Source organism: Streptomyces sp. NPDC007917, assembly GCF_042959105.1.
Taxonomy (GTDB): Bacteria; Actinomycetota; Actinomycetes; order Streptomycetales; family Streptomycetaceae; genus Streptomyces.
Window position 1 is genome coordinate 36,777 of record NZ_JBIBKK010000004.1, and the last position, 10,770, is coordinate 47,546.

The following is a 10,770-nucleotide window of genomic DNA, read 5'->3' on the forward strand; positions in this document are numbered from 1 at the left end:
GAGGGGTGGTCAGGTGGTGGCCAGCAGCAGGTCCTCTCCGCTGGACGGGCGGAGGCCGTCGGCACGACCGGCGAAGTAGCGCTCGGCCAGCAAGGCTCCGGACACGTGCCGGACGTCCTCAAAACCGGCTTCGCGGGCCAGTGTCAGCATGTCCTGCGGGGTGTAGAAGCTGAGGAACGGAGTTCCGGAAGCCCGCGCGCCTTCCTCGCTCGCCCGCAGGCCCGGGCGATCGGCGTCGTCGACGAGTTCGATCGGCAGCAGGAAGGTCATGGCGAGCGTCGAGCCGGGTGCGAGCCCGGCGATCTGGCGCAGGGTGGCCGCGGTCGCTTCTTCGGTGAGGTACATGGTGACGCCGGTGGAGACCACGACCGTCGGCTGTCCGGGATCGAAGCCGGCAGCGGTCAGCTGCTCCAGCCAGGACTCGTTCGCCTCGAAGTCGACCGGTACCAGGCGCAGCCAGTCGGGTATGCCGTAGCCGAGTTCGGCCAGGCGGCGTCGCTTCCAGGCCTGGGGGCCGGGCTGGTCGACCTCGAAGATCCGCAGCCGGGAGGCGATCTCCGGTTTGCGCTGGGCGAAGGTGTCCAGACCGGCGCCCAGGATGACGTACTGCGCGACGCCGCGGTCGGCCTGCTCGGTGACCAGGTCCTCGATGAATCGAGCGCGGGCCACCATGGCCGCGCGGAACCCGCTGGTGGTCTGCGGGTCCATATCGGGGCGGCGGCGCCATTCGTCGTCGGGGGCCACCATCCGCCGGCCGATCTCGTCCTCGAGTACATGGGGCGGCGGGTCGACCTGAACGTGCATCGCCCGCCAGAGGGCGACCCGCACCGCGCTGCTCTCCGGCCCCTCGGTCTGCTCGTCCGTCATGGTGCTCCTCTCGTCGCAGTCAGTTCTTCGCGGGGGCTTGGAGGCTCCACAGGCGCCCGTCGGGATCGCGGACGGTCATCTCCTTGGTCCCGTAATGGGTGTCCTCGAACGACGTGACCACCTCGACCGCGGGGTCGGGGCGGAACCCAGCCGCGTCCGGCACCTTCAGCACGATCCGCGTGTCGGGTTCCCGGTCCTCGGGGACCTCGGCAATGAAGACGTACGGGCCGTCGCCATTGCGGAACTGGCCGGAGTTGTGATCGGTCGCGAACTCCAGTTCGAACCCCAACGCCTGGAAGAACTTCGCCGCCTTGCCCCAGTTGTGCGTCTCCAGGAACACGGCCTCGATTCCTTCGGTCGCCATATCAGACCTCCTTGTCACTCGATGGCTCTTGTCGCCCATGGGCGTCGTCGAGGTAGGCGCGCAGCGCGTCAGCGACCAGCGCCGACAACGACGAGCCCGACTCGATGGCGCGGTACTTGACCTGCTTGATCAGTCCGATCGGCAGATACACGTTGAACTGCTTGACTTCCTCATCACCCACGAGGGCGATGCTAGCATCCTAGCAAGCTAGCCGGGAGGGTGTCCGTAACGGCAGATGGCCTTGGAGAGTGGCTTTCGGTCGGCCGGTGCGGCCGGCTCCCTCACCGCACGACGGCGGTCAGACGGGTGGCAGCGGTCAGACGGGCGGCAGCGCGGCGGCGGCCGAACCGGCGAGATCGGTGGCCGGCCCGCAGGGCCGGCCCTTGCGGCCCGCCCCCTTGACGACGACGACCACCCGCTCGGTCCCCTCCACCCGGTCCACTCCGACATAGGATCGGTAGACCACTTCGACACGGCAGCTGCCCGCGCCCTCGTAGCCCTCCAGAACGATGACCTGATGACCGCCGAGACTGGTCCGCCGGGCGTTCTTGCCGCTCGTCATGCCGCCCTGGTCGAACCGCAGGTCCACCTCCAAGTCGTTGGTGGTGCTCTTCCACTGGCAGTCCCAGCGGCCGAATCCGACGTCCGGATCCTTGGCGTCGATACCGGGCACCTCCTCCAGCGCCTTGGCGTCGAGCAGCGTGCATGCGTCCTGGTGCGCCAGCGAATCGGACGCGAAGGCCGGACGCCGGGGGATCTCCCCGCCGTTGAGCACCTTGACCGCGACGCCCGTGGCGACATCGGCGGTGCGGCACAGCGGCTCCTTGACCTTGGAGTCTCTCGCCACCGCGGTGACCCGAAGGCTGTTGCCGCGCGCGCCGGTCACCGCCATGGCCCGCTTGCACTCCTTCTCCTCGGCGGCGACCTCCACGACGGTCACCCGGCCCGTGGTCTTCCTCGCCACCCCCTCCGGCAGCGGATCGGCGTCGAGCTCCACCCTCACGTCCACGACGTCCTCGCCCCCCTCCTTCAGGACGACGTCGCATCGGTTGAAGTTGCCCTCGTCACCGTCCAGTTCGGCCTCCTCGTAGCGAGGGAACGCGGTGGCGTCCAACAAGGCGCAGGGGTCGGCGGTACGGGGGTCGCCGATGAACCCCGACGCGCCGGCCCGCTTGCCGCTGCCCGCCGGCGGGGCGGATTCGTCCGCGTCGGACTCACCACCCAGGCGCATGACGACGAGCGGAACGGCGACGGCCAGTGCCGTGACGACGGCGACGCCGGCCGTGAGCAGCGGGCGGCGCCGGACAAGGGTCGGCGTCGCCCGGCTCCGCTGCTGTGCCGTCGGGTCCTCGACGCCGGCAACGGTGTCCGTATAGGGCGTGGTCGCCGAGGTCAGCGGGAGGGTCGGGAGCTGGTCCGGCGATCCCGCGATGCCCGCGAGCGCGGCGAGTGAGTCGGCGGCGGTGGGGCGCGCCCGGGGGTCGTGCTGGAGCATCGCGGTGAGCACCCCGCCGAGCGGCCCGGCCTGAGGGCTGATGGCCTCCAGCCGGACCGCGCGTCCGGGGCCGCGCAGCGGCGGCGTCCCCGTGACCAGCCAGTGCAGGGTGGCGCCGAGGGAGAAGACGTCGGATGCCCGCTCGGGCGCCGCCCGGAACGCCTCGGGGGCGGCGTAGGCCGGGGTGAGGCTGATCGGTCCGTTGGGCGTGATCGTCTCACTGCCGTCCACCCGGTACGCGGCACCGAAGTCGGCCAGCTTGGCCACTCGGTCGTGAGTGATCACGATATTGCCGGGCTTGACGTCGCAGTGCACGATCCCCTTGGCGTGCAGGGCGGCCAGCGCGGCGGCGATCTGCGCGCCGATGTGCGCCGCGAGCCGCGGGGCCATCTTCACCGGGACGTCCAGGCTCCCGCCGGTCACATGCTCCATCACCAGCCAGAACGTGGCCTTCTTGCCCTTGCCCGCGCGGACCGCGTCGTAGAGGGTGACCACATGCGGGTGGCTGAACTTCGCCAGAGCGCGTGCCTCGGCCAGCAGTTGGTCGAAGTCGGCCTGGCTGTTGTCCTCGAGCAAGGCCCGCTTGAGGACGACGGGCCGGCCCAGCTCCGTGTCGACGGCGAACCAGACCGCTCCCCTTCCTCCCTCGACGGGTCCCTTCGTGAGCCGGTACTTGCCCACTTTCTCCCCCCGGCGCACAACGACTCTCCCCTCGCACAAGACCAGACGCAGCTGTTACCAGGCGCGCGGATCGAATTTACTGGGTGAGGGAAGGGACACACACCGTTTCCGGCGCTCCCGAGAATGACCCCGGGCCCGGCCGGTTGAGAAGGGGGTTCACGCACCACTCCACAAACCATCACTCTGTGAAGATTGTGACGCCCGGCACGGTGATCCTCTGGCTAGGAGTGGGTGACCTTGATACGGGATATCTGGACCTCGCCGTAGTTGCCACTGTCGCACGGGTCCGAGTTCCCGCAGTTGGCCTGCGTGTAGGCGCCTGCCTTGAAGTAGTTGGTGTCGCCGTCGTGGGAGATCGTGGTCTCGCGCTCCCCGTTGTAGTACACGTCGATCTTTCCGCGCTTCGCCACGAACTTGGCCTCGAACTCGGTGCCCAGCTCGTAGTCGTCGGTGACGAGGTGGTGGCGGGAGTCGTCGCCGTCGGTGATGTAGAGCTTGCTGCCCTCGAGGCGGAAGACCGTGACATCGTCGTCGCCGCCGTGGACCTGGGCGCCGACCAGATGCGGCTTGTCGTGGGGCAGAGCGAGGAACGCCTCCCTGACCACGAGCGTATGGGTGCCCTCGGTGGTCGACCAACTGGCCTTCTCCTGCCCACCGTCCGTCATCTCCCGCAGCTCGGCGCGCGGGTAGCTGGAGCCTCCCGTCGTCACGCCGTCGACGGCGGCGCGGAACCGGACCGCGTCACACGCCCCGTTGACGCGGAACCAGGGCTTGGCGGAGAAGGTGGCGAGATCGGGCTGTGTGATCTCGGTCGGGTCCTCGTCGTCGCCGGTGGGGAGGGTCAGCTTCCAGTTGGTGAGGTCGAGGACGTCGGCGGGGTACGTGCAGCGGGCGGCGGTGGCGTCGTGGCGGGCGGGCGTGTCGGCCTGTGCGGGGAGCGCGAGGGCGGCCGTCGAGGCGGCCGCCGTGATGCCGGCGAAGACGATGGCGCGTATGCGCGGCATGGCGGTTTTCCTTCCTGAGCGGGGGTCAGCACGACCGTCGATTCCTCTGAGTCGTGGAGAGTCCGTACCGTTCTCCCCCTGGCGAGGAGTGGGCATGGCCGCTCGCCATTGTCCGCCGCCGCTTCCGGGACGGGTCCCGGTCACGGACCGCTACCCGGCCCGGGTCAGCCGGCCAACTTCACCTTCGTCGCCTTGGCCACCTCACAGGTCTGCGGCATCGCGGCGGAGTCGCCCTTCCAGGCGGCGGACGCGAGTGCGCTCTTACGGGCTCCGGCCTGGACGGGCTGGTTGGCCATGGTGGCGTAGACCGCCTTGTCGGGGTGCGCGGAGTTCAGGAAGCGGACCTTGACGGTGTAGGCGTAGTCCGCCGAGCCGTGCACATTGTCGAGCTGGACGATCGCGAACAACTTCGACGCGTCGCGCAGCTGGCACGACTTGATGCTGACCTCGGCCTTGGACGTGACGGGCTGGGCGGGGCCGGTTCCGCCGGCCGCACCACTCGCCGCGGCGGACGGCGACGACGTGGCCTTGGCATTCGGTGTGCCGCTGCTGCTCGCGCTCTCCTTCCCCTTCTTCCCCTCGGTGGCGGACGAGGTGTCGTCCGAGCCGCCGCTGGAGCAGGCCGAGAGGGCCAGGAGGGCGGAGGCGGCGAGGGCGCCGAACTGGGCGACGCGAGGCAGGTGGCGCATGTGGAGGGTTCCCCGTCAGGACACAGGTTCGCCGGGCGGACCGGCCGGATCCGTTTCACGCTAGCACCTGCGGTAATGGCCGCCTGCAGGGCGGTGGGCTCGCCAGTTGGGCCTCGATCGTGGTCGCGTGGCGGCACAGGGGATGCGCCCTGAGAGACAGTCCGTCTAGGTGTCGAACGCGCAGTCGCGGGTCTCCGGCAGGGCCAGCAGACAAAGGAGGCTCAGCAGGCAGAGCCCGCCGGTGTAGAAGCCGAGCACGAGCGGTGATTCCCACTGGCTGTTCAGCCAGGTGGCGATGGGCGGGGCGAAGCCGCCACCGAGGGTGTTGGCGAGGATGAAGGCCGCGGAGGCGCCGGTGTAGCGCAGTCGGGCGGGGAAGAGTTCGGCGAGGAACGCCGCCACCGGAGAGAACATCAGCGCGAGCAGCACAAGTCCGAGCGTGTAGGCGCCGGTGATCGTCAGGGCGTCGCGCGAGCTCAGGGAGGCGTACATGGGCACGGCCCACAGCACACAGCCGACGGCTCCGGTCAGCATCACCGGGCGGCGGCCGATCCGGTCGGCCAGCCTGGCGGCCGGGAGGGTGATGGCGATTCCGGCCGCGGCGCCGACGCTCGCGGCGGTGAGCATCGTGTTCTGGGGGATGTCGAGCGCCTTCGGCCCGTACGAGATGCTGTAGACGATCGTCAGGTAGTAGACGGCCGAGCCGCCGAGCGCCGCGCCGACGCCGAGGAGCAGCCGGCCCGGATGCCGCTTGAGAAGCACACCGAGCGGAAAGCGGGAGGCGGGCTCCGGCGACGATGCCGGTGTTGGCCCCGGCCCCGGTCTCGGCGTCGGCGCCGGTGTCGTACGGATGGTCTCCGAGCTGAACACGGGTGACTCGGAGACCGTGGTGCGCACCCACAGGCCGATGACCACGAGGACGGTGCTGAGCAGGAAGGGAATCCGCCAGGCGCCGTCCTTGAAGCCGTCCCGGCCCGCGATGTGGAGGGTGGGCAGGATGACGGCGCTGGACAGCAGGAAACCGAGCGAGGGGCCGGCCTGTGGGATGGACGCGTACAGCGCGCGGCGTCCGGGTGGCGCGTGTTCCGCGGAGAGCAGCACCGCGCCGCCCCACTCGCCTCCCATGCTCACGCCCTGCAGCAGCCGGAGCGTCACCAGCAGGACGGGCGCGAGGAGTCCCGCGGTCTCGTACGTCGGCAACAGTCCGACGCCCACCGTCGCCACGCCCATCAGCAGCAGGGAGGTGACCAGGGCCCTTCGGCGGCCCAGCCGGTCGCCGATCGTCCCGAACAGTACGACGCCGAGGGGGCGGGCCAGGAAGGCGGCGGCGAAGGTGAGGAACGCGGCCAGGGAGGAGACGGTGTCGTTGCCGGAGGGGAAGAAGGCGGGGCCGAGCACGAGCGCGGCGGCGGTGCCGTACACGGCGAAGTCGTAGTACTCGATCGTGGTGCCGATCAGGCTCGCGACGGCGATCCGCGACGCCTTGCTCTTCGGTTCCAGCGGTGGCTCGGCGGCCGGTTTGGGCCAGGCGGTCTCGAGCGCGGCCCTGGGCAGGGAATCGGGCATGGGGGTTCACTTCCGGTATGCCCGGATCCAAGCGGTCCGGGTCCAGATGGGGACGGCCTCGCATGCAACACGAATCGGAGCGGGCTGTCACTCTAAACCCGTAAATTCGATTTCGACAAGGAAGGCAGCTCAGCCGATTTAACCGGGGGATGGAGCTGGGTCCGGGGACGAATAAGCGCCTCTTTACACATCTCAACAGCCATAAAGCGTCCGTTGCCGCTACGGATGGACACATCTCCAAAATTCACGCAGAGCGCACCATGCGGCACCAGCCCCATCACTTACCGCATAACGACCCGTCGCGACCGCGACCCGACCCTCATCGACCCGGTCGCAGGGTGATAGGTATGCGGAGATCGGTGTAAAAATTCCCCCTCAGTCACACCTTGCCAACGGGCGATCACCCGGTGAATGCTGACTGCGGCAAGAACTTGAAAGTTTCATGACCGCTCCTTTTCGGCCATGGAGGCCCCAACGGGATGCCGTAGTTCCGCTTTTCCAGGATTTTCACTCGAAGCCGCTGCCAGACCTTGCCATGCGGCCTCTGGGTATGGAAGGCGCATTACCCATGATGAAAAACGGCAAGTTATTTCGCCTAAGACGGCTGTCGCTGGCGGGTGACGACAAACACCTGCTCGTTCCACTCGACCACAGCGTGTCGGACGGCCCGATCGTCCCCGCCGGCCAATGGGCCGATCTGCTGCGGGCGCTGGTGGCCGGCGGGGTGGACGGGATCGTCGTCCACAAGGGGCGCGCCCGCGCCCTCGCGCCGGACATCCTCAAAAGCTGCGCGCTGGTGGTGCACTTGAGCGCCAGCACCGCCTGCTCCGCCGATGTCAACGCCAAGGTGCTGGTCGGCGATGTCGAGGAGGCGTTGCGGCTCGGCGCGGACGCGGTCAGCGTCCATGTGAACCTCGGGTCGGACACGGAAGGGCAGCAGCTCGCCGATCTGGGGGCGGTGGCCCGCTCCTGCGACGCGTGGGGCATGCCGCTGATCGCGATGGTCTACCCTCGGGGCCCGCGGATCGAGAACCCCCACGATCCCGCCCTGCTCGCGCATCTGGTCAATGTCGCCGCCGATCTGGGCGCCGACATGGTGAAGACCTCCGTCGCCCTCCCGCTCGACCGGATGGCCGAGGTGGTGGCCAACAGCCCCATCCCCGTCCTGGCGGCCGGAGGCCCACCGGACGGCTCCGACCTCATCGAATACGGCACCGCCGTCATGGCCTCCGGCTGCCGGGGGCTGGCCATCGGCCGCCGGGTCTTCACCTCCCCCTCCCCCGCCGCGCTGGTGTCCCGCCTCTCCGCGGTCGTACACGGCGGCAGCGGCGGTGGCCGCGGCGGCGACGGCACCGAACCGGCGACGCGTCCCGACGGACTGACCGATGACATGGCCCAGTACTCGACGATGGTGGCAGGTGTCTCATGAGGTTTGCATGGATCGATCTGCGTGAAGTCCCCCGGCCACAGCTCCAGGCGGTGGTGGACGCGGCCGTCCACACCCGGATGGCCGGGGTGCTGGCCACCGATGCCGAACTGCTGGCGACGCTCCCCCCGACCGTCACCCGGGTGCTGATCCCCGGCGATCCGGCCGCGGACACCGCGAAGAAGCCCGGTGCCAAAGAGACGAAGGACACCAGGGGCGCCGAGGATGCCAAAGCGGCGAAGGCCACGGCCGGCGCCACGTCCCCGGCCGGAGCCGGCTGGGACGTCCGCTTGCGGAAGTTCGCCACCCAGGACGAGCTCGACGCCCTCGCCGCGGACAACCGGGCCGCCGGGGGCACACCCACCGCCGGCTTCATCGACGTACGCGACGACCGCACCCTGCGGCTGTCGTGCGCGGGCGCCATGGCGCTGCCGTACACCGTCATCCACTTCGCCGACCCGACCAAGATCCCGCTGGAGATCGTGCTCGCCGCGGCCGAGTCCGCCGACGGCAAGCTGCTCACCACCGTCGCCGACCTGGAAGAGGCGGCCATCGTCTTCGATGTGCTGGAGCGCGGCTCGGACGGCATCGTCTACGCGCCCCACACCGCCGACGAGGTGTTCGCGCTGGCACGGCTGCTGGAGGCCACCACACCGCAGCTGGAGCTGACCACGCTGACCGTGGAGCGCATCCAGCACGTCGGGCTCGGCGACCGGGTCTGTGTGGACACCTGCTCGCACTTCGAGGAGGACGAGGGCATCCTCGTCGGCTCGTACTCCTCCGGGTTCATCCTGTGCTGCAGCGAAACCCACCCGCTGCCGTACATGCCGACCCGGCCGTTCCGGGTCAACGCCGGCGCCCTGCACTCGTACACGCTCGGGCCCGACAACCGCACCAGCTATCTGAGCGAGGTGGGCTCGGGCACCGCCCTGCTCGCGGTCGGCGCCGACGGCCGCACCCGGCGGGTCGTGGTCGGCCGCGCCAAGCTGGAGTCCCGGCCGCTGCTGGAGATCCGCGCCCACGCCGAGGACGGAGCGCTGGTCAGCCTGACCGTGCAGGACGACTGGCATGTACGGGTGCTCGGCCCGGGCGGAAAGGTCCTCAACGTCACCGAGCTGCGGACCGGCGATGAACTCCTCGGCTATCTGGCCACGGACAAGCGCCATGTAGGCCTGCCGATCGGCGAGTTCTGCAAGGAATGCTGATGGACACCACAGGCAACGCGGACAGCGTGGGGAAGACGGACGACGCGCGCGACGGCTTGTCCGACGGCCGGGCGGACGGCGGGATGGGACCCGTGGTCCAGGAGCTGTTCGACAGGCGGAGTGACGACCTGCCCTATCTGTCGCACAGGCAGCAGACCATATCCCGAGGTGAGTTACGGGAGCGGGTGGCCAAGCAGGCCGACGTGTTCGCCGGATACGGCATCGGGCCGGGCAGCACCGTGGGCCTGCGGACACCGCCCAGTTTCACCCAGGTCGAGGTGTTGCTCACGCTGTGGCGGCTCGGCGCCCAGGTGATGCTCTTCGACTTCCGGCTCAAACCGGCCGAGGTGGAGGCTCTGTGCGCCTCCTGCCGACCGCAGTTCATGGTCCGGGCAGGTTCCAACGTCCAGGGGACGTCCGGCTTCCGGCCCGAGTACGAGATCGTCACCGAGTGCCGGCGAACCGGCCGGCCGGCCGCCACCGGCCACCGGCTGGTCCAGTTCAGCTCGGGCTCCACCGGACGGCCGAAGGTGATCGGCAGAACGGCCCGGTCGATCGAGGCCGAGGTGGCCCGGTTCGCCTCGATGCCGGGTATGCCGGGCGAGGGCGACCGGCTGCTGCTGCTCAGTTCGACGGCGCACAGCTTCGGTCTGATCGGCGGGCTGCTGCACTCGCTGGCGGCCGGTGTCTCCGTGGTCTTCGCGCCCCGGGTCTCGGCCCGCGACATCCTGCGGACCGCGGTCGACCACCGGATCACCGCGCTGTTCGGGGTGCCGATGCACTACGAACTGCTCGCCGCCGCCATCGATCCCCCCGAACTGCCCGAACTGCGGGTCGCGGTGTCGGGCGGCGAGATGATGCCCCCCGAGGTCGCGGCGCGGTTCGCCGAACGGTACGGCGTCACGGTCGGCGAGTCCTACGGGACCACGGAGACCGGTGTGGTCGCCATGGACGTCAGCGGCGCGCTGCGGCCGTCGGTCGGCCGGACGGCGCCGGGTGTGGTGGTACGGGAGCACGGGGGCGAACTTGATGTCGCGCTCGAGGACTCGCCGTATCTCTTCGACTCGGGCGGCACCCAGTTCGCGGACGGCTGGCTGCACACCAGGGACCGGGCCACGGTGGACGCCACCGGGGCGGTCCGGGTGCACGGCCGCGCCGACTCCCTCGTGGTGATCGGCGGCCTCAAAGTGGATCTCACCGAGGTCGAGAACGTGCTCCGTCTGCACCCGGCGGTCGAGCAGGCGGTCCTGGTCCACGAGGGCGTGACCGAGGCCTATGTCGCACTGACCGCCGGGGACGACCGGCCGTCGGCCGAGGAGCTGCTGCGCTGGTGCCGGGAGCGGCTTGCCGACTACAAGCTGCCGCGGGTGATCCGGCTGCTGGACGCCCTGCCCCGCACGTCCAACGGGAAGCTGGTGCGTCAGGCCGCCACGCTGCAGGCGGCCCGGACGGTCGCGGGGTAGCCGGCCGGAG

At 69.9% G+C, this 10,770-nt stretch carries 10 protein-coding genes; 3 read left to right on the plus strand and 7 right to left on the minus strand.

Annotated features, from left to right (window positions below):
- Positions 1 to 9: 9 nt before the first annotated feature.
- The 7 genes from ACFZDL_RS08665 to ACFZDL_RS08695 form a co-directional block, all read right to left on the minus strand.
- Positions 10 to 867, minus strand: coding sequence for a class I SAM-dependent methyltransferase (locus tag ACFZDL_RS08665; RefSeq protein WP_353589813.1), 858 nt, complete (start codon positions 865 to 867; stop codon positions 10 to 12).
- Positions 868 to 886: 19 nt separating this feature from the next.
- The gene (locus ACFZDL_RS08670; RefSeq protein WP_353589815.1) at positions 887 to 1,231 is read right to left on the minus strand and encodes a VOC family protein; all 345 of its coding nucleotides are present in this window, start codon (positions 1,229 to 1,231) and stop codon (positions 887 to 889) included.
- A 1-nt stretch (position 1,232) separates the two neighbouring features.
- Positions 1,233 to 1,412, minus strand: a complete 180-nt coding sequence (locus ACFZDL_RS08675; RefSeq protein WP_353589816.1) for a CopG family transcriptional regulator — start codon at positions 1,410 to 1,412, stop codon at positions 1,233 to 1,235.
- 135 nt (positions 1,413 to 1,547) lie between these two features.
- The gene (locus tag ACFZDL_RS08680) at positions 1,548 to 3,425 is read right to left on the minus strand and encodes a serine/threonine-protein kinase (RefSeq protein ID WP_353589817.1); all 1,878 of its coding nucleotides are present in this window, start codon (positions 3,423 to 3,425) and stop codon (positions 1,548 to 1,550) included.
- Between the two features lie 203 nt (positions 3,426 to 3,628).
- A complete protein-coding gene (locus tag ACFZDL_RS08685; protein WP_353589818.1) occupies positions 3,629 to 4,411 on the minus strand; it encodes a polysaccharide lyase family 7 protein in 783 nt (260 codons plus the stop codon).
- A gap of 164 nt (positions 4,412 to 4,575) precedes the next feature.
- On the minus strand, positions 4,576 to 5,100 hold the full coding sequence (locus ACFZDL_RS08690) for a hypothetical protein (protein ID WP_353589819.1): 525 nt from the start codon (positions 5,098 to 5,100) through the stop codon (positions 4,576 to 4,578).
- A gap of 165 nt (positions 5,101 to 5,265) precedes the next feature.
- Complete coding sequence (locus ACFZDL_RS08695; protein ID WP_353589820.1) at positions 5,266 to 6,666, minus strand: MFS transporter; 1,401 nt, start codon at positions 6,664 to 6,666, stop codon at positions 5,266 to 5,268.
- Between the two features lie 568 nt (positions 6,667 to 7,234).
- Between ACFZDL_RS08695 and ACFZDL_RS08700 the strand changes: the two genes are divergently transcribed.
- From ACFZDL_RS08700 to ACFZDL_RS08710, 3 genes are all read left to right on the plus strand, one after another.
- Entirely contained in the window at positions 7,235 to 8,095 is an 861-nt protein-coding gene (locus ACFZDL_RS08700) for a 2-amino-3,7-dideoxy-D-threo-hept-6-ulosonate synthase (RefSeq protein ID WP_353589821.1), read from the plus strand.
- Positions 8,092 to 9,297, plus strand: coding sequence for a 3-dehydroquinate synthase II family protein (locus ACFZDL_RS08705; protein WP_353589822.1), 1,206 nt, complete (start codon positions 8,092 to 8,094; stop codon positions 9,295 to 9,297). Before ACFZDL_RS08700 ends, ACFZDL_RS08705 begins: the two co-directional genes overlap by 4 nt.
- A gap of 83 nt (positions 9,298 to 9,380) precedes the next feature.
- On the plus strand, positions 9,381 to 10,760 hold the full coding sequence (locus tag ACFZDL_RS08710; protein WP_353590091.1) for a fatty acid--CoA ligase family protein: 1,380 nt from the start codon (positions 9,381 to 9,383) through the stop codon (positions 10,758 to 10,760).
- Positions 10,761 to 10,770 lie beyond the last annotated feature (10 nt).

Coding starts and splice junctions, on each gene's coding strand:
- ACFZDL_RS08700 (WP_353589821.1), top strand. CDS start 7,235: ATGATGAAAAACGGCAAGTTATTTCGCCTAAGACGGCTGTCGCTGGCG.
- ACFZDL_RS08690 (WP_353589819.1), bottom strand. CDS start 5,100: ATGCGCCACCTGCCTCGCGTCGCCCAGTTCGGCGCCCTCGCCGCCTCC.
- ACFZDL_RS08685 (WP_353589818.1), bottom strand. CDS start 4,411: ATGCCGCGCATACGCGCCATCGTCTTCGCCGGCATCACGGCGGCCGCC.
- ACFZDL_RS08710 (WP_353590091.1), top strand. CDS start 9,381: ATGGGACCCGTGGTCCAGGAGCTGTTCGACAGGCGGAGTGACGACCTG.
- ACFZDL_RS08670 (WP_353589815.1), bottom strand. CDS start 1,231: ATGGCGACCGAAGGAATCGAGGCCGTGTTCCTGGAGACGCACAACTGG.
- ACFZDL_RS08665 (WP_353589813.1), bottom strand. CDS start 867: ATGACGGACGAGCAGACCGAGGGGCCGGAGAGCAGCGCGGTGCGGGTC.
- ACFZDL_RS08695 (WP_353589820.1), bottom strand. CDS start 6,666: ATGCCCGATTCCCTGCCCAGGGCCGCGCTCGAGACCGCCTGGCCCAAA.
- ACFZDL_RS08705 (WP_353589822.1), top strand. CDS start 8,092: ATGAGGTTTGCATGGATCGATCTGCGTGAAGTCCCCCGGCCACAGCTC.